We start from the raw sequence: 17,073 nt of genomic DNA on the forward strand, positions 1-17,073 counted from the left end.
GTGGCGTGCACGCGTGGCGCTCGCTGCTTCCGAGCAACAGCCGCGCCCGCCTGGCGATGAGCGCAGCCCGCTTTCAGCAGCTTTTGTCAGCCGCGCTTACCCGATCCGCTCGATCCCGCCCATATACGGGCGCAGCACCTCGGGCACATTGATCGAGCCATCGGCGTTCTGGTAGTTCTCCATCACCGCGATCATTGCGCGGCCCACGGCGGTACCGGAGCCGTTGAGCGTGTGCATCAGCTCCGGCTTGCCGCTGGTCGGATTGCGCCAACGCGCCTGCATGCGCCGCGCCTGGAAATCGCCGCAATTGGAACACGACGAAATCTCGCGATATGTGTCCTGCGAAGGCAGCCACACTTCCAGATCGTAGGTCTTGATCGCAGCAAACCCCATGTCGCCGGTGCACAGCAGCACCTTGCGATACGGCAGCCCGAGTTTTTCCAGCACCACCTCGGCGCAGCGCGTCATGCGCTGATGCTCGGCATCGCTGTCTTCCGGCGCGCAGGCGGTGACCAGCTCCACTTTTTCGAACTGGTGCTGGCGGATCATGCCGCGCGTGTCGCGGCCGCCGCTGCCGGCTTCTGCGCGAAAACACATCGAATGCGCGGTCATGCGCAACGGCAAGCGCTCGGCATCGACGATTTCGTCGCGCACGATATTGGTCAACGGCACCTCGGAGGTGGGGATCAGATAGTAAGCAGGCTCAGGATCTATATGACCAGTGCGCAAATGAGCAACTTCACCAGTCTCTTCGTCAGTTTGAGAGTGATACTCGTCTTCGTAAATCCTGAAGAGATCATCCTCAAATTTTGGCAACTGCCCGGTCCCGTGCATCGACTCGGCGTTGACCAGCAGCGGCACGTTAGTTTCCTCGTAGCCATGCTGGCCAACATGCAGATCGAGCATGAATTGCGCCAGCGCTCGATGCAGACGTGCGATCGGCCCGCGCAGCACAGTGAAACGGGCGCCAGACAACTTGGCTGCGGTTTCACCATCCAGCCAGCCGTTGGGCGCACCAAGTTCCACGTGATCCTTGACCGGAAAATCGAACTGACGCGGCGTGCCCCAGCGAGATTGCTCGACGTTATCTGCCTCACTTTTTCCAAGAGGCACGTCTGCATGCGGCAGGTTGGGAATCACCGCGTACAACTTCTCCAGTTTTACCTGAATGTCTTTCAGGTGCACTTGAGACTGCAAAAGCTCATCGCCGAACCCGGCCACTTCCGCCATCAGCGCGGTGACATCCTCGCCCTTTGCCTTGGCCTGCCCGATCGCCTTGGACTTGGAATTGCGCTGACTCTGCAACTCCTGCGTGCGCACCTGGATGCGCTTGCGCTCGCCTTCCAGCGACTCCAGTTCCGCGGTGTCCAGGGCGAAACTGCGCGTGCTGCGCAGGCGCTCGGCAAGGTCGGCGGGATGTTGGCGAAGCAGGGCCGGATCTAGCATCGGAAGCCTGTGTGAGTCAGTGGGAAGCGCGAGATTATCGCCTGTTCCGCCACCTGCTGCGATCGATTCACCGCCGCTATGCCAGAATTGACCCGATCCTTCAGGTGAGCCCTATGCCCGCGCCCCGCCCTGCGTCCGATCGCCAGATCGTTCTACGTCTGCCCCGCCACACCCTGAAAATTGCCGGTATCGCCTTCGTTGCCGGGCTGCTGTTGTTCCTGTTGGTGTGGGCCACCGGCCGCAAGGACGACTTCTACAAGGCCTCGCCGGCCCAGCCGAGCGCAGGTGCGCCAGCTACCGACGATATCCAGCCGCTGCCCGCGCCGCTGCCGGCCCAGGACGGCGCCAGTGACATGCCGCAGGCCAAGCCGACCGAAGAAACCCCGACCCTGGTGGACACTGCGCCGCCTGCCCCACCCGCGCCGACGCCATTGCCCGAAGACGCAGGTCCCGGAGCGCCTGGCACCACAGCACCCACAAATACTGCGGCAGCTGCAGGCGGCGATCGCCCGGTACCGATGCAGGGCCAGATGCCGCCGCCGCGCTATCCTTCGGCCGCGTTGCGTCGTGGCGATGCCGGCGATGTGGTGGTGCGGGTGGACGTGGACGCAGCGGGCAAGCCCGGCGGCGTGACACTGGTGCAGCGTAGCGGTTCGCGCGATCTGGACCGCGCCGCGATGGAAGCGGTGCGTCAGTGGCGCTTCCACCCGGCGCAGCGCAATGGCCAGCCGATTGCCGGCAGTGTGGATATCCCGTTTGAGTTCAAGCCTGCGCAGTAAGACCTGCAGACAGAGTCTTCGCAGATGGTCGTCAGATGGCCACGCGTAAAGCGTTGACGCATCAGCGCATGCATCGGAATCTGGTCTGCCGGGAGCAACACTCCGGCAGCCGCTCGGGTGATTTGCCAGTTCGACAAAGCTGAACGCCTGCCGAGTTTTAGCCCTTCATTGGTCCCCTGCCTTAGCTCCCCCTCAGGCAGCGCCGACCAGACTGGCCGTGTCATCCCACAGATGCGCCAGGAGGCCGGCCATGTCCTTCACCTCAAATCCTTCTTCACACCAGACGCCATCGCTGCCGCAACAGGCCGCGCACCTGCGTGAGCGTGTGCGCGAAGACGATGCAGATGGCGCATCGCCGTGGTTGTGGGCAACCCTGCTGGCGGTGCTGGTGGTATTGCCGACCTGGTGGTGGACGCGGCATGGCGACGAATCGTTTGCGCAGGACATGCGCCCGTTGCCGGCGGCAAGCCGCCAGATCCTGCCAACCTCCGAAGGCCCGCGTGCGATGACCATGATTGCGCACCAGCCGGCACGTGCAGCGGTCAGCAGCGAGGAAGCCAAACCGCTGCCGGGTAACGCGATGCCGCGCTATCCAGCCGACATTGCACAAGCCGGCATCGAAGGCAGCCGCACCGCGCGTCTGCAACTGGATGTGCAGGGCCAGGTGAGCGATGTGACCATCGTCGATCGCAGCGGCAGCGACGACCCGCGTCTGGATGCTGCGGTGATGGAGAGCCTGGGGCAGTGGCGCTTTGAACCTGCAACGCGCGACGGCCACGCGGTCGTCAGCAGCGTGCAGGTGCCGGTCGAATTTACGTCCGAACGTTGAGCCAGAAGCCGGCGCCCTGCGCCAAGGTATCGAAACCTGGAAACGAGGTCGCGACATTGGCGACATCGTTCACCTGCACGGTGCCGGTCGAGAGCTGACCGGCAATGGCGAACGCCATCGCAATGCGGTGATCGCCGTGGCTTTCGATCACGCCGCTACCGATGCTGCCGCCGTGAATGGTCGCACCATCCGGCGTCTCGTCGACTTGCACGCCAAGCGTGCGTAGCCCGGTAGCCATGGCCGCCAGACGATCGGATTCCTTGACCCGCAATTCGGCCGCCCCAGTCACAACCGTCTGCCCGTTCGCCGCCGCAGCAGCAACGAACAAGGCCGGGAATTCATCGATCATGTCCGGCACCAACGCTTCGGGAATCTGCGCGCCCTGCAGCGGTGCGTAGCGTACGCGCAGATCGGCCACCGGCTCGCCGCCATGTTCGGCGTGGTTTTCTTCGACGATATTCGCGCCCATCAGCCGTAATGCAGCGAGCAGCCCGGTACGACGCGGATTCAAACCCACCGCACGCAGCACCACGTCCGAGCCTGGAATAATGCTGGCGGCAACGATGAAGAACGCTGCCGAGGAGAAATCCGCCGGCACCGCGATATCGGTCGCACGCAGACGCTGACCACCGCGCAGACGCGCCTTGCCTGGCGAGAAATCGATCTCCACACCGAATGCGGACAACATGCGTTCGGTGTAATCGCGCGTGGGATGCGGCTCGGTCACCGAGGTGTCGCCCTGCGCATACAACCCTGCCAACAGCACGGCGGACTTGACCTGTGCGCTGGCCACCGGCGAGACGAAGTCGATGCCATGCAACGCTTGCCCGCCATGCACGCGCAATGGCGGGGTGCCGTCTTCTTCGGTGTCGATACGGGCGCCCATCTGCGCCAGCGGGCCGGTCACGCGCCGCATCGGACGCTTGGACAGCGAGTCGTCGCCCACCAGCACGCTGTCGAAGCGCTGCGCGGCCAGCAGGCCGGCGAGCAGGCGCATGCCGGTGCCCGCGTTGCCACAGTCCAGCGCTTCGCTGGGCGGCTGCAAGCCATCCACGCCCACGCCATGCACGATGCGTTGGGATGCCGAGGGCGTTTCGATGCGCACGCCGAGCTTGGCGAAAATGGCCGCAGTGGAGCGCGTGTCTTCGCCTTCGAGAAAGCCATCGATCTGCGAGATGCCATCGGCCAAGGCGGCAAACATCACCGCGCGATGCGACACCGATTTGTCGCCGGGAATGGCCAGGCTGCCCTGCAGTGCGCTGCCCTGCTGCGCGATCCAATGTTGCGTATTGCTGCTCATGCGTGTGATCCGATTGCTGCGGCATCGCCATGCACGGCAATGCGCTTTGAAGAATGGTGTGGTAGCGCCGTCACCTTGCAGATGGCGGCGCGTCAGCGGTTACCGGCTTAGAGGAAAAGCGCTTACGGAATCGCCACCGGATACGAGCCCAGCACCTTGATCTGCGCCGAGTGCGCTTCCAGTTCGGCCAACGCCTGCTTCATCGCCTCGTCTTCCACGTGGCCGGCCAGATCGATGAAGAAGCCGTACTCCCATTTGGCCTGATGCGAGGGCCGCGACTCGATGCGATTCATGCTGATGCCATGCCGCGCGAACGGGCTGAGCACGTCGAACAATGCGCCCGGCTTGTCGTGGATGAACACCAGCACCGAGGTGCGGTCGTGCCCGGACGAGGGGAAGATCTGCCGGCCGATCACCAGAAAGCGCGTGGTGTTGTCGTCGTCGTCTTCGATCGACTTCATGATGACTTTCTTCAAGCCATACACGTGCGCTGCGCTCTCACCACCGATCGCCGCGGCATCTTCGGCATTGCGGGCGCGGCGTGCGCCCTCGGCATTGCTGGAGACGGCGATTTTCTCGACCTTGGGCAGATGCGAACGCAACCAGCCGGCGGTCTGCGCGAACGATTGCGAGTGCGCGTAGATACGCTCGATATCTTCCAGCCGGCCATTGCGCGAGAGCAGGTACTGATGCACGCGCAGCTCGACTTCGCCGCAGATCTTCAGGTTGGAGGTCAAGAACATGTCCAGCGTGACCTGGATGGTGCCCTGCCCGGAATTTTCCACCGGCACCACGCCGAAATCGGCGTTGCCGGCTTCCACTTCCTGGAACACTTCTTCGATGGTCGCCATCGGCAAGCCCACTGCCGAACGACCGAAATGCTTGAGTACGGCCTGCTGGCTGAAGGTGCCTTCCGGGCCGAGATAACCGATCTTCAACGGCTCCTGCTGGGCCAGGCACGCAGACATGATTTCGCGATACACGTGCACCAGCACTTCATCGCTGAGCGGGCCTTCGTTGCGGTCCACCACCATGCGCAGCACCTGCGCCTCGCGCTCGGGCCGGTAGTAATCCACCGCCGCGGCGAGCTTGCCCTTGGCCTTGCCGACCTGATGGGCGAAGTTGGCGCGCTCGGCGATCAGCTCCTGGATGGTGCGGTCGATCTGGTCGATCTTGGCGCGCACGTCGGCCAGCACCGGTGCGGCGACCGCCGGCTTTGCAAGCTTGCCTGCAACTTTTTCCGCAGATTTCTCTACCGATTTACTCGCCGGCTTGGTCTTGCCGCCAGTCGCGGTGGTGGGCTTGTTGGACTTGGGAGCCATCGCTGGGCATTCCTTGAATAACGGCGCATGCGCCTGCGCGGCAGCTGCCGCGGTCGAAGAGAAGACTCAGCCGTGCCGCTGCTGGAAGTCGTGCATGAAGCTCACCAGCGCCTGCGCGCCTGCCACCGGCATCGCGTTATAGAGCGAGGCACGCAAGCCACCGACGGCCTTGTGCCCCTTCAACGCCAACAGGCCGGCCGCCTTGGATTCGCTGACGAACAACGCGTCCAGCTGCTCATCGGGCAGAAAGAACGGGATGTTCATGCGCGAACGCACGGCGGGCTTGATCAGGTTGCGATAGAAGCCGCCGGAGCCATCGATGGCGCCATACACCAGCGCGGCTTTCTCGGCATTGCGACGCGCGAACTCGGCCACCCCGCCCTGCTCCAGCATCCACTTCACGTTGAGGCCGAGCAGATACCAGTTCCAGGTCGGCGGCGTGTTGAGCATCGAATCGCGGGCTGCGTGCGAGGCGTAGTTGAAGATATCCGCGCGCGGCTGGCCGGCACGTTCGAGCAGGTCGCGCCGCACGATCAGCACCGAGATGCCGACCGGCCCAAGATTTTTCTGCGCACCGGCGTAGATCAACCCGTAGCGCGAGATGTCCAGCGGCTCGGAGGCGATCGACGAACTGAAGTCGGCGAACAACGGCAACGTGCCCACATCCGGCGTGTCGCGAAACTCCACGCCATGGATGGTCTCGTTGGCGGTGATGTGCACATAGGCCGAGTGCGGCGACAAGGTCCAGCTGGCCACCGGCGGGATATCGGTGAAGCCTTCCGCCTGGCCGTCGGCAGCGATCCGTGCATCCACATACGGGGCCGCCTGCTTGATCGCGGTCTTGCCCCAGTGCCCACTGATCACGTAGTCGGTGGCCTGACCGGGCGCGGCGAAATTCAGCGGCAGCAGCGCCTGGATGGTGGTGGCGCCACCGGCGGTGAACAGCACCGCATAGTCGTCGGGAATCGACAACAGAGTGCGCAGATCGGCTTCGGCCGCGGCCGCCACGGCCATGAAATCGGCGCTGCGGTGGCTGATTTCCACGATCGAGGCGCCGACGCCATTCCACTCGACCATCTCCGCCTGCGCCTGGCGCAGGACCGATTCCGGCAATGTCGCAGGGCCGGCACTGAAATTGAACGCGCGTGTCATGGCACACCTTGTCGAGCTAGCCTTCTAGTATGCCGCAGCGCATCGGCCTTGGCAGCGTTGCAGAAAAGTTGCAGCTGCATCCTTCTCACCGACGCCGACGTATGGTGTTGCAGCGTCCATGGGCAGCACCGTCACCGTGGTCCGTTATTCTCATCTGCAGCCACTGTCAGGAGCGAGCCATGTCCCTTCGCGATGTCTTGAAGACGCCGTCCAGCGAGATTACCGATGAGGCCGTTTACCGCGACCGGCGCCGGCTGCTGCAGCTGTTCGCGCTGACCCCGGCGCTAGGGGTGGCCGGGTGCGCCGAGGCCGACCCGACACCTCCGCCCAAGACCGTGGTGACGCCGGCGCAGGCGCGTAGCGGCTTCCGTACCGCCGAAGAACTGACCCGGCTGGAAGACGTCACCAGCTACAACAATTTCTACGAATTCGGCACCGACAAGACCGACCCGTCCAAGGCCGCAAAGACCTTGAAGTTGTCGCCATGGTCGGTGAAGGTCAGCGGCGAGTGCGAAAAGCCGGGCAGCCTGTCACTGGACGAATTGCTCAAGGGCATCCCTGCAGAAGAACGCATCTACCGGCTGCGCTGCGTGGAAGGCTGGTCGATGGTGATTCCGTGGACCGGCGTACCGCTGGGCGAGGTGCTCAAGCGCTTTGCGCCGACCTCCAAGGCCAAGTACGTGGCATTCACCACGCTGGCCGACCCGCAGCAGATGCCCGGTGTGCGCTACCGCTCGATCAACTGGCCGTATCGCGAAGGCCTGCGCATCGATGAAGCGATGCATCCGCTGACCTTGCTGGCCACCGGCCTGTACGGCAAGCCGCTGCCGCAGCAGAACGGCGCGCCGTTGCGGCTGGTGGTGCCGTGGAAGTACGGCTTCAAGAGCATCAAGTCGATCGTGGAAATCCGCTTCGTCGAGAAGATGCCCGAGACCGCGTGGCACGATCTGCAGCCCTCCGAATACGGGTTCTTTTCCAACGTCAATCCGGCGGTGGACCACCCGCGCTGGAGCCAGAAGACCGAGCGCCGTATCGCCGGCACCGCCAGCAAGTTGTTCGCCGAGCGCATCGCGACCAAGCCGTTCAACGGCTATGCGGATCAGGTCGCTTCGTTGTACGCGGGGATGGATTTGAAGAGGTGGTTCTAGGCAACAAATGATCTGATATCGGCCTGTCGTAGGAGCGCACCTGGGCGCGACGGGCTTTCCTGGCAATGCCCGTCGCGCCCGTGTGCGCTCCTACGATTGATGCATGGTACCCGCTCAGCACGCTCCCCTCTTCGAGATCGCATGGCCAAGACATCCACCTCCCTGATCGCTGCCAAGACGCTGCTGCATGCGGCCGCGTTGGCGCCGATCGCATTGCTCGGCTGGCAGTTCTGGCAGGTGTGGCAAACCGGCAGCGACGCGCTGGGCGCCGATCCGGTCGCCGAGATCGAGCACCGCACCGGGCTATGGGCGCTGCGTTTCCTGTTGATCACCTTGGCAGTCACGCCACTGCGCCAGCTCACCGGCCAGGCGGTACTGATCCGCTTCCGCCGCATGCTCGGGCTGTACGCATTCTTCTACGCCAGCGTGCATCTGGCGGCCTACCTGAGCCTGGATCTGCGCGGCTTCTGGACGCAGCTTTTCGAAGAGATCATCAAACGGCCCTATATCACCGTCGGCTTCACGGCCTGGCTGTTGCTGTTGCCGTTGGCGATCACCTCCACCCAGGGCTGGATGCGTCGGCTCAAGCGCAACTGGGGCCGCCTGCACATGCTGATCTACCCGATCGGGCTGTTGGCGGTGCTGCATTTCTGGTGGCTGGTGAAATCCGATATCCGCGAACCGGCGCTGTGTGCCGGGATTCTTGCGGTATTGCTGGGCAGGCGGGTCTGGAAAAAACTCAGCGCGCACCGAACCACAGCAAGGCGCTCAGCGCCGCCGCCAGCAACACCGCGCTGAGCAGCAGCCACGGCCAGCGCGCGACCTTGACCGGCGCACGCGTCGGTTCGGTGGTGGCGCGCGGCGGCGGCAACGGCTCGATGTCGGGGATATCCCAGGTGGTGCCGTGATGGGTGCGCGGCACCTCGACGACAAACCGGTGCCGGGCATCGAATACGACCTGGTCGCCGGCCTGCAGCCAGCCGTCGCGCACCTGCACGCCATTGATCCAGCTGCCTTCTTCCGAACCCAGATCGCGGATCAGCACGCGGTCGCCGTGGCGTTCCAGGCGCGCATGCTGGGCCGCAAAGGCCGGGTCGTCGATGACGATATCCGCCGCCGGGTCGCTGCCGACCAGCCGTGAGCGATCCAGCGTGAAGCTGCGCCCGTGATGGCGTCCACCCAGCCCGCGCAACAACAGACAGACCTCGCTCAGGCCGGCGTCGTCCTCTGGCACGTCGTTGGCCGGCGCGCTCGACGGCGCACTGCGCAGCAGCATCTCCACGCCATCGGCGTAGATCGCATCGCCGGGGCGCAGCAATGCCATGCGGCGTACCGGGCGTCCGTTGACATGGATGCCGCGGATTCCGTTGGCCACCTGCAGCCACAGGCCGCGTTGGTCCAGGCAGAACTGCGCCAACAGCAACGCGCCCTGCGCATCGTCCACCACGCGCACGCTGCCGGAGGCATGACGGACGATCCGGTGGACGCCGGGCTTGAGAGAATGATCCGGCTGCTGCCGGTGAGTGAAATGAACTTGCAGATCGCGCACCCGCCGTAGCCTAGCAGGTCTGCCCCTTGCAGCGGCCAACAACGTGACCGGCGTCCGCCCAACAGGCGCGGTGTTTGCGCGTCGTTTCTGGTCCGCCGCAAGCATCCGCACTTGGAGCCTGGCCCGCGCATGCGCACAATGCGCGCTCCTTTCGTCTCACCTATCCACGCCATGTCCAGCATCGATATCCGCCACGACCATTCCTTGACGCCGGCCCAGGCCCGCGCAGCGATCGACGAGGCGGCACGCAAACTGACCGATCGCTACGGCATCGCTTCGCACTGGGAAGGCGACACCTTGCGCATCGCGCGCGCCGGAGTGGACGGGGCGATCGCCTTGCTGCCGCAGCAGGTGCATGTCACCGCCGAGCTTGGCTTTCTATTGTCGGCGGTGCAGCCGATGGTGGAATCGGAAATCCGACGGCTGCTTAGCGAAAAACTCGCCTGAGCAGGCAGGTCTGATCGTCCTTGCCCCAATTGGGCCAGGCCTGGGGCCTGCGAACTTGAGCAGGCCACGCTGAAGGTGCCGGCCCTTCAGCGCAAGGTCACCCGCATCACGCTGGATGCGCGGATGCTTGAAAACGCGTCTCGCGCACACATGACCTAGATAGACGCCAGCAGGCAATGCTTCACCTGCCCGATGCAGCGTCGGCACTAGGGTGAAAGCAACGTCGCTTTAGCAACCTACAGGAGCATCGCATGACGACCGGATACGATCAGAACGGCAACCGCAACAACGCGGCCCATGGGTTCCAGGCACAGGCAGAGCAGATTTCGCGCCGGCTTGGCGAATCGGCACAGACGGTGTGGCTGGCCGGGCTTGGCGCGCTGGGTCGCGTCCAGACCGAGGGCGGCAAATTGTTCGATTCCCTGGTTCGCGAGGGCGCCGCCTATGAGCGCACGGGCCAGCAGAAGGCCAGCGAAAGCGTCGACGAACTGCGCGAAGAGGTGGAGACCCAGTTCGAGCAGGCACGCGACACCGCCGTGCGTGGCTGGGACCGGCTGGGCAAGGCTTTCGACGAGCGCGTCAAGGGCGTGCTGCGCACCCTCAACATCCCCGAACAGGACGAGCTGGAAAACCTGCGTCGAGAAGTGGAATCGTTGAAGGCCCAGGTGCGCGCCAATACCGCCGCCACCAAGCGCGCCAACCGCACCGCCAATCAAGCGGCCCAGGCTGCCAGCAGCGACACGGCCGGCACTGGATCAACCACGCCAGGCAGCACCTCGACCGGAAACACCGCTGCATTCGACGGCGAATAAGCCGGCACCCGGCGAATGTTGCAAAGCAGCATGATTTTCCACACAATCGAGAAGGACCCGCCAGTCCTGTAACACGAAGTCCGTTTGCTCCCCTCCCCTCACGGCTTCGGACTGGCGGGTCTTTCGCTATCTGGATCACGGCTCGTGAGTTCGCCGCGCGCGATCCATTGACGAATCTGCCGCGAGGGATTCTTCTAGGCGCACCATTTCGTTATACGCGCCATAACTTCGTTTGATGCTGATGCCTTCCTGGATTTTGGCGCTGTTGGCCGCCCTCTTGCTGTGGCTGGCGGTGTGCGCTTACGTCTGGCTGGTGCGCCGTCGCGCCGACGAAACCACCGAGGGCGTGCGCGCCCTGGCAGCGATGCATTGGCGTGATTTTTCCGCCCTGGTGCTGCGCGTGCTGCAGGACCAACGCGGTTGGCAACCGACCCGGTTGCCGCAGGACGGCCTGCCCACCGCCGATTTCATGATGCAGACCGACCACGGCACCCGCCTGGTTGCGTGCAAGCACGGGCGCGGTTATCGCATCGGCGTGGCGGCGGTCAACGAGTTGGGCGCGATGGCGCGGCTGGCCGGTGCCGGCGGCGGTGTGATGGTGACCGAGGGCCGCATGGAGCGCGAAGGCATCGCGGCCGCCGACAAGCAATCCATCGAAGTGCTGGACGGCACGCGCCTGTGGCCACTGCTCAAACCCTACCTGCCCGGCGACATGGAAACCGGCGTGGTCGGCATGGCAAGGCGCCGCGCGATCCGCCACAGCGTCATCGCCGGTGTGGCTCTCGCAACCTTGGCGCTGGTCGCTGTGCTGGCACTGCAGCCGGCGCTGCAGGAAGCGGCGCTGACGCAGACTGCAATTGCACCTACCCCACCGGTTGCCGCACCCGTGCGTGCTGCGCCTTCCGCTGCCCGCTACTGCTACGTCGCAGGCAGCGCCGACAACGGCATCCACTCCGGCAGCCATGCCATTCGCAAGCGGGAAGGAACCGGATGCAGCGACCATGCAGGGCTATCAACGCGAGGTTTCCAAAGCGCTCGCACAGACGCCCGGTCTACTCCGCGGGATCTGGATCACTCAGGCAACGTTGGCGGTGGACCGCACGGTCGAAGACGCCGCCGCATGGCCGCTGATCTGCCGCGAACTGGAACGCTACCCGTACCTGCGCACCGTGCGCGTGCAACTCAACCCGCGCACAGGCGTGGACGAGCCGGTGCGCTGGCGTCAATGCACGACGATTTGAGTGGGTGATTGGCGCATTGGTGAGCCGCTGCGAATCTCAGCGCATTCCCGGCGCAAACCGCGCCACCAGATCGTACGAGCCGCCGAGGAACCATTGGCGCACGTAGGTAACCGGTTGATTGCCGCGCCAGGTGTGGCGATCGATCACCAGGCACGCAGCGCCATCGTCCACCTGCAGGCGTTGCGCCTGCGCGGCGTCGGCATTGACCGCGCTGATGCGGTGTTCGGCGCGCGTCCACGGCACGTTGCGCAACAGCCAGCTGCCCGGTGCCACGTCGGTGAACGATTGCAATAACGCCTCCGGCACCGTGGTGGTATCGATCACGCGTTGCTCCAGCGCGAACGGGCTGCCATCGGCAAGGTGCACGCTTTCCAGCGCCAGCACCTTGCCGGTGCTGCCTAGGGCGCGTTCCTGCGGCACGCGCTGACGCAGGTTGCGCAGTCGCCGCGACAACAACGAAAACCGATAGGCATGGCCGCGCGTGGTCATCTCCACTTCGATATCCGGGATCGACAGCGCCACCTGTTCCAGATGCGGATGCGGCCGCGCCACGAACGAGCCGGTGCGGCGGCGACGTTCGATCATGCCGGCGTCGGCGAGCAGCCCGAGCACCTTGTTGACCGTCATGCGCGAACAGCCGTACTGCGTCATCAACTCGTGTTCGGGCGGCACGCGATGACCGGGCGGCCAGTCGCCGCTGTGGATGCGCTGTTCCAGATCCTGACGGATGCGTTGATGCAGGGTGCCGGGCGCGGCGATGGGGTGGGCGGTCAAAGCAGGTCTCCGGTCAGACCCGCATTGTGCGCGCATCCGCTCAGTTGCTCAGCAGCGATCGCAAAACGCCGGCAAAACGCGTGGCAATGCGCGCGCGATCCACATGCTGCCCGTCGCGCACCACTTGTTGCCCGGCGCGCCAGACAGTGCGCACGGCGCTGCCGCGTGCGGCGAACAGCCAGCTGTCGAGCAAGGCATCGTCGCTGCGCGCCAGTAGTGCCGGATGGGTGAGATCCAGCTCAAGCAGATCGGCCGATGCGCCGACACGGATTCCACCGTTTGCAATACCCAAGGCCTGCGCCGCGCCGTCGCTGGCTTGGTCGAACAACCATCGCCCGCTGGAAACGCCGCCTTGCGCCAGCACATTCCGTGCTTGCAGGTGCAGGCGCTGGCCGTATTCGAGCAGGCGCAGTTCTTCGGCCGCATCGATCAAGACATTCGAATCCGAACCCACCCCGAACCGCCCGCCTGCGGCGGCAAATGCCTGCATCGGGAACAGCCCGTCGCCCAGATTCGCCTCGGTGATCGGGCAGAGCCCGACCACCGCACCGCTATCGACGATCGCCTGCAGTTCGCTCGCATCCACATGCGTGGCGTGCACCAGACACCAGCGGGCATCCACCGACGCGTTGGCCTGCAGCCACTGCACCGGGCGTTGGCCCGACCAGGCCAGGCAGGCATCCACCTCGCGCTGCTGTTCGGCGATATGGATGTGGATCGGGCCATCGGTGAGCGGCACCAATGCGGCCAGCTCCGCCGGCGTGACCGCGCGCAAGCTGTGCGGCGCCAACCCGAGCACCGCATCGGGCAAGGCCTTGAGGCTGCGCGCGCAGTCGTCCAGCAAACGCACGAAACCGTCGATGTCGTGGATCAGGCGACGCTGTGCTGCGCTGGGCGCGACGCCACCGAAATCCGAATGCGCATAGAACACCGGCAGCAGCGTCAGCCCTATGCCGGTGTTGGCGGCGGCGGCGGCGATGCGCTCGGACATTTCGCCCACGTGCGCATACGCCGCGCCGCAGGGGCTGTGGTGCAGGTAATGGAATTCGCCGACGCGGGTGAAGCCGCTTTCGAGCATTTCCACATAGGACTGTTCGGCGATCGCCTGCAAGCTGTCCGGATCAAGCCGGTCGACGAAGCGATACATCAACTCGCGCCAGCTCCAGAAACTGTCGCCACTGCGTCCGCCCACTTCGGTCAGACCGGCCATGCCGCGCTGGAACGCGTGGCTATGCAGATTGCCTAACCCGGGCAGCAGCACCTCGACACGGGTATCGGTGGCGGCCACTGCAGTATCGGTCTGCACCGAGGCGATGCGCCCCTGCGCCAGCGCGATCCGCACACCGCTCGCCCAGCCATCGGGCAAAAGCGCCCGCGCCGCCCACAACGCCTGCACCTGTTGGTCTGCCACTGGACACCCTCGATTGCCGGTTCTATTGTATATACATATCAGACACCACGAGCCTGCGCCATGCATTGCGACGTCCTCTGGCACAACGCGCAACTGATGACCCTGGATGCCGCCGACGGCGGCCTGGGCAGAGTGGACGATGGCGTGGTCGCCTGCCAGGACGGCCGCATCACCTATGCCGGCCCGGCCGCGCAGGCCCCGGCACTGAAGCCGGACGTTGCGCACGATTGCCAGCGCCGCTGGATCAGCCCGGGCCTGATCGATTGCCATACCCATCTGGTGTACGCCGGCAACCGCGCCAGCGAATTCGAGCAACGCCTGCGCGGCGCCACTTACGCCGAAATCGCAGCAGCCGGCGGCGGCATCGTGGCCACGGTGCGCGCAACCCGCGCTGCCGACGATGCAGCGTTACTGGCCGCCAGCCTGCCACGCCTGGACGCGATGCTTGCCGAAGGCGTGACCACACTGGAAATCAAATCCGGCTACGGACTCACGCTGGAAGATGAAACCAAGCAGCTGCGCGTGGCACGCCAGCTCACCGCGCTGCGCAAGGTCGAAGTGGCGCCGACGTTTCTCGGCGCGCACGCGGTGCCACCGGGCGGCGATGCACAGACCTATATCGACGCGGTCTGCACGCAGATGATTCCGGCGATTGCCGCGCAAGGTCTTGCCGAGGCGGTGGACGTGTTCTGCGAGCACCTGGCGTTCTCGCACGCGCAGGCCGAACAGGTCTTCATCGCCGCGCAAGCGCACGGCTTGGGCATCAAGATTCATGCCGAACAACTGAGCAATCAGCACGGCGCAGCGTTAGCCGCACGCTATGGCGCGCTGTCGGCCGATCACATCGAATATCTGGACAGCGACGGCGTTGCCGCGATGGCCAGCGCCGGCACGGTGGCGGTGCTGTTGCCCGGCGCGTTTTACTTCACCCGCGATACCCAGCTGCCGCCGATCGCCGCGTTGCGCGCCGCTGGCGTGCCGCTGGCCTTGGCCACCGATTGCAATCCAGGCACCTCGCCGCTGACCAGCCCGCTGCTGGCGATGAACATGGCCGCCACGTTGTTCCGCATGACCGTGGACGAATGCATCGCCGGTTTTACCCGCGAGGCTGCACGTGCACTCGGACGCAGCGAGCGACTTGGCCGGCTGCGCGCCGGCATGGACTGCGACCTGGCGATCTGGAACATCGAAGCGCCGGCCGATCTGGTCTACCGCATGGGCTTCAACCCACTTCATGCCCGCGTCTGGCGCGGGCATTCCTGCTGAATCCGGAGTCGTCGCGAGTTCTGTTGTCTTGCAGCCCGGCCAGGTCACCCTGGCGCAATGGCGTGCGTTGTATCGCGGCGCCGAGGTCGTATTGGACGACGCCTGCGCGGCCGCCGTACTGCGCAGCGCGCAGACCGTGGAGGCCATCGTTGCGCGCGGCGAGCCGGTCTACGGCGTCAATACCGGCTTCGGCAAACTGGCCAGCGTGCGCATCGAGCGCGAGGACCTGCAGACCCTGCAACGCAATATCGTGCTGTCGCATGCGGCCGGCGTCGGCGAGCCCACACCCGTACCGGTGGTGCGGCTGATGATGGCGCTCAAGCTCACCAGCCTGGCCCAAGGCGCCTCCGGCGTGCAGCCGGACACCTTGGCGCTGCTGGACGCGATGCTGCGTCTGGGCATCACGCCGGTGGTGCCGTGCCAGGGCTCGGTGGGCGCCTCCGGCGATCTGGCGCCGCTGTCGCATCTGGCCGCAGTGATGATCGGCGTTGGCGAAGCCTTCGTCGGCGAGCAACGTTTGCCTGCCGCCGAGGCGCTTGCACAGGCGCAGTTGCAGCCACGCGTGCTGGGCGCAAAGGAAGGCCTGGCGCTGCTCAACGGCACCCAGTTTTCCACTGCCTGCGCATTGGCCGGTTTGTTCGAGATCGAAACCGTGCTGCAGGCCGCGCTGGTCACTGGCGCCTTGTCGGTGGAAGCGGCCAAGGGCTCGGATACGCCGTTCGATGCGCGCATCCATGCCCTGCGCGGGCAGCCTGGGCAGATTGCCACCGCTGCAGCGCTGCGCGCCTTGATGGCCGATTCGAGCATTCGCGAATCGCACCGGCTCGGCGATGTACGCGTGCAGGATCCGTACCGTCTGCGCTGCCAGCCGCAGGTGATGGGCGCGGCGCTGGACATCATGCGTCAGGCTGCACGCACGCTGGAGATCGAGGCCAATGGCGTGTCCGATAATCCGTTGGTGTTCAGCGAGACCGGCGAGGCCTTGTCGGGCGGCAACTTCCACGCCGAACCGGTGGCCTTTGCGGCCGACATGCTGGCGATGGCGGTCTGCGAAATCGGCTCGATCAGCGAACGCCGCACCGCGATGCTGGTCGACCCGGCCTTGTCCGGCCTGCCGGCGTTTCTCACCCCGCGCCCGGGCTTGAATTCGGGCTTCATGATTCCGCAGGTCACCGCTGCCGCCTTGGTGTCGGAGAACAAGCAGCGCGCGTATCCGGCCAGTGTCGATTCGATTCCGACCTCGGCCAATCAGGAAGATCATGTGTCGATGGCCGCGCACGGCGCACGGCGCTTGTTGGCGATGGCCGAAAACGCCACGCACGTGATCGGCATCGAGTTGCTGGCTGCGGTGCAAGGCTGCGACTTCCATGCGCCGCTACGCTCAAGCGCCGCGTTGGAAGCCGCACGCGCACTGCTGCGCGCGCACGTACCCACGCTGCAGGACGACCGCTATTTCCATCCCGACATGCTGGCTGCCAGCGCGCTGGTACGCTCGGGTGCACTGGCGCGCGCGGTGGCGATGGCATTGCCGGGCGTGGAGCAGGACGCATGAAGCGGCAGGCCGACAAGACGCAATCGCGCTATCAAGACGTCTGGG

General features: G+C 65.2%; 16 protein-coding genes. 9 read left to right on the plus strand and 7 right to left on the minus strand.

What is annotated here, in order from left to right:
- Positions 1-96 precede the first annotated feature (96 nt).
- On the minus strand, positions 97-1,446 hold the full coding sequence (gene serS, locus NDY25_RS00585) for a serine--tRNA ligase (RefSeq protein WP_168960045.1): 1,350 nt from the start codon (positions 1,444-1,446) through the stop codon (positions 97-99).
- Positions 1,447-1,559: 113 nt separating this feature from the next.
- On the opposite strand from serS, the gene NDY25_RS00590 reads away from it, so the two are divergent.
- A complete protein-coding gene (locus NDY25_RS00590) occupies positions 1,560-2,225 on the plus strand; it encodes an energy transducer TonB (RefSeq protein ID WP_168960044.1) in 666 nt (221 codons plus the stop codon).
- A 361-nt stretch (positions 2,226-2,586) separates the two neighbouring features.
- Positions 2,587-3,054 (plus strand): energy transducer TonB, encoded by a 468-nt coding sequence (locus NDY25_RS00595; RefSeq protein ID WP_168960046.1) that lies wholly within the window; start codon positions 2,587-2,589, stop codon positions 3,052-3,054.
- Here the strand turns inward: NDY25_RS00595 and aroA are convergent.
- The 3 genes from aroA to serC form a co-directional block, all read right to left on the minus strand.
- The gene (aroA, locus tag NDY25_RS00600) at positions 3,038-4,354 is read right to left on the minus strand and encodes a 3-phosphoshikimate 1-carboxyvinyltransferase (protein WP_168960043.1); all 1,317 of its coding nucleotides are present in this window, start codon (positions 4,352-4,354) and stop codon (positions 3,038-3,040) included. The two genes, NDY25_RS00595 and aroA, sit on opposite strands and share 17 nt — an antisense overlap.
- 122 nt (positions 4,355-4,476) lie before the next feature.
- Positions 4,477-5,676, minus strand: a complete 1,200-nt coding sequence (gene pheA, locus NDY25_RS00605; protein ID WP_095574583.1) for a prephenate dehydratase — start codon at positions 5,674-5,676, stop codon at positions 4,477-4,479.
- Between the two features lie 66 nt (positions 5,677-5,742).
- Positions 5,743-6,828 carry a 3-phosphoserine/phosphohydroxythreonine transaminase gene (gene serC / locus NDY25_RS00610; RefSeq protein WP_023903670.1) on the minus strand — a complete coding sequence of 362 codons (1,086 nt, stop codon included), beginning with the start codon at positions 6,826-6,828 and terminating at the stop codon, positions 5,743-5,745.
- Positions 6,829-7,007: 179 nt separating this feature from the next.
- Here serC and msrP point away from each other — a divergent pair, with 179 nt between their 5' ends.
- Positions 7,008-7,976, plus strand: coding sequence for a protein-methionine-sulfoxide reductase catalytic subunit MsrP (gene msrP, locus NDY25_RS00615; RefSeq protein WP_168960042.1), 969 nt, complete (start codon positions 7,008-7,010; stop codon positions 7,974-7,976).
- 141 nt (positions 7,977-8,117) lie between these two features.
- Positions 8,118-8,774: a protein-methionine-sulfoxide reductase heme-binding subunit MsrQ gene (gene msrQ, locus NDY25_RS00620; protein ID WP_168960041.1), complete on the plus strand. Its 657-nt coding sequence runs from the start codon at positions 8,118-8,120 to the stop codon at positions 8,772-8,774.
- On the opposite strand, the gene NDY25_RS00625 is transcribed toward msrQ, so the two are convergent.
- Positions 8,716-9,525 (minus strand): FHA domain-containing protein, encoded by an 810-nt coding sequence (locus tag NDY25_RS00625; RefSeq protein WP_168960040.1) that lies wholly within the window; start codon positions 9,523-9,525, stop codon positions 8,716-8,718. The genes msrQ and NDY25_RS00625 overlap by 59 nt on opposite strands.
- A 171-nt stretch (positions 9,526-9,696) precedes the next feature.
- Between NDY25_RS00625 and NDY25_RS00630 the strand changes: the two genes are divergently transcribed.
- The 3 genes from NDY25_RS00630 to NDY25_RS00640 all read left to right on the plus strand — a co-directional run bounded on the left by NDY25_RS00630 (position 9,697) and on the right by NDY25_RS00640 (position 12,033).
- Positions 9,697-9,972, plus strand: a complete 276-nt coding sequence (locus NDY25_RS00630) for a polyhydroxyalkanoic acid system family protein (RefSeq protein ID WP_043889151.1) — start codon at positions 9,697-9,699, stop codon at positions 9,970-9,972.
- Between the two features lie 251 nt (positions 9,973-10,223).
- Positions 10,224-10,784 (plus strand): phasin family protein, encoded by a 561-nt coding sequence (locus tag NDY25_RS00635; RefSeq protein WP_006451097.1) that lies wholly within the window; start codon positions 10,224-10,226, stop codon positions 10,782-10,784.
- Positions 10,785-11,025: 241 nt separating this feature from the next.
- Entirely contained in the window at positions 11,026-12,033 is a 1,008-nt protein-coding gene (locus NDY25_RS00640) for a restriction endonuclease (RefSeq protein WP_425526345.1), read from the plus strand.
- Positions 12,034-12,061: 28 nt separating this feature from the next.
- On the opposite strand, the gene hutC is transcribed toward NDY25_RS00640, so the two are convergent.
- Together hutC and NDY25_RS00650 are read right to left on the minus strand one after the other, a co-directional pair.
- Entirely contained in the window at positions 12,062-12,835 is a 774-nt protein-coding gene (hutC, locus tag NDY25_RS00645; protein WP_233366658.1) for a histidine utilization transcriptional repressor HutC, read from the minus strand.
- A gap of 4 nt (positions 12,836-12,839) precedes the next feature.
- Positions 12,840-14,210, minus strand: a complete 1,371-nt coding sequence (locus NDY25_RS00650; protein ID WP_168960037.1) for a formimidoylglutamate deiminase — start codon at positions 14,208-14,210, stop codon at positions 12,840-12,842.
- A gap of 60 nt (positions 14,211-14,270) precedes the next feature.
- Between NDY25_RS00650 and hutI the strand changes: the two genes are divergently transcribed.
- Positions 14,271-15,476 carry an imidazolonepropionase gene (gene hutI, locus NDY25_RS00655; RefSeq protein WP_168960036.1) on the plus strand — a complete coding sequence of 402 codons (1,206 nt, stop codon included), beginning with the start codon at positions 14,271-14,273 and terminating at the stop codon, positions 15,474-15,476.
- Positions 15,445-17,028, plus strand: coding sequence for a histidine ammonia-lyase (gene hutH, locus NDY25_RS00660; protein WP_256627701.1), 1,584 nt, complete (start codon positions 15,445-15,447; stop codon positions 17,026-17,028). The genes hutI and hutH overlap by 32 nt, the downstream gene beginning before the upstream one ends.
- Positions 17,029-17,073 lie beyond the last annotated feature (45 nt).

It is taken from the genome of Xanthomonas hortorum pv. pelargonii (assembly GCF_024499015.1).
GTDB lineage: Bacteria > Pseudomonadota > Gammaproteobacteria > Xanthomonadales > Xanthomonadaceae > Xanthomonas > Xanthomonas hortorum_B.

What these genes read in the sequence shown, in the direction of transcription:
- serS (WP_168960045.1), bottom strand. Translation starts at nt 1,446, where the DNA reads ATGCTAGATCCGGCCCTGCTTCGCCAACATCCCGCCGACCTTGCCGAG.
- NDY25_RS00590 (WP_168960044.1), top strand. Translation starts at nt 1,560, where the DNA reads ATGCCCGCGCCCCGCCCTGCGTCCGATCGCCAGATCGTTCTACGTCTG.
- aroA (WP_168960043.1), bottom strand. Translation starts at nt 4,354, where the DNA reads ATGAGCAGCAATACGCAACATTGGATCGCGCAGCAGGGCAGCGCACTG.
- pheA (WP_095574583.1), bottom strand. Translation starts at nt 5,676, where the DNA reads ATGGCTCCCAAGTCCAACAAGCCCACCACCGCGACTGGCGGCAAGACC.
- serC (WP_023903670.1), bottom strand. Translation starts at nt 6,828, where the DNA reads ATGACACGCGCGTTCAATTTCAGTGCCGGCCCTGCGACATTGCCGGAA.
- msrP (WP_168960042.1), top strand. Translation starts at nt 7,008, where the DNA reads ATGTCCCTTCGCGATGTCTTGAAGACGCCGTCCAGCGAGATTACCGAT.
- msrQ (WP_168960041.1), top strand. Translation starts at nt 8,118, where the DNA reads ATGGCCAAGACATCCACCTCCCTGATCGCTGCCAAGACGCTGCTGCAT.
- NDY25_RS00630 (WP_043889151.1), top strand. Translation starts at nt 9,697, where the DNA reads ATGTCCAGCATCGATATCCGCCACGACCATTCCTTGACGCCGGCCCAG.
- NDY25_RS00635 (WP_006451097.1), top strand. Translation starts at nt 10,224, where the DNA reads ATGACGACCGGATACGATCAGAACGGCAACCGCAACAACGCGGCCCAT.
- NDY25_RS00640 (WP_425526345.1), top strand. Translation starts at nt 11,026, where the DNA reads ATGCCTTCCTGGATTTTGGCGCTGTTGGCCGCCCTCTTGCTGTGGCTG.
- hutC (WP_233366658.1), bottom strand. Translation starts at nt 12,835, where the DNA reads ATGCGCGCACAATGCGGGTCTGACCGGAGACCTGCTTTGACCGCCCAC.
- hutI (WP_168960036.1), top strand. Translation starts at nt 14,271, where the DNA reads ATGCATTGCGACGTCCTCTGGCACAACGCGCAACTGATGACCCTGGAT.
- hutH (WP_256627701.1), top strand. Translation starts at nt 15,445, where the DNA reads ATGCCCGCGTCTGGCGCGGGCATTCCTGCTGAATCCGGAGTCGTCGCG.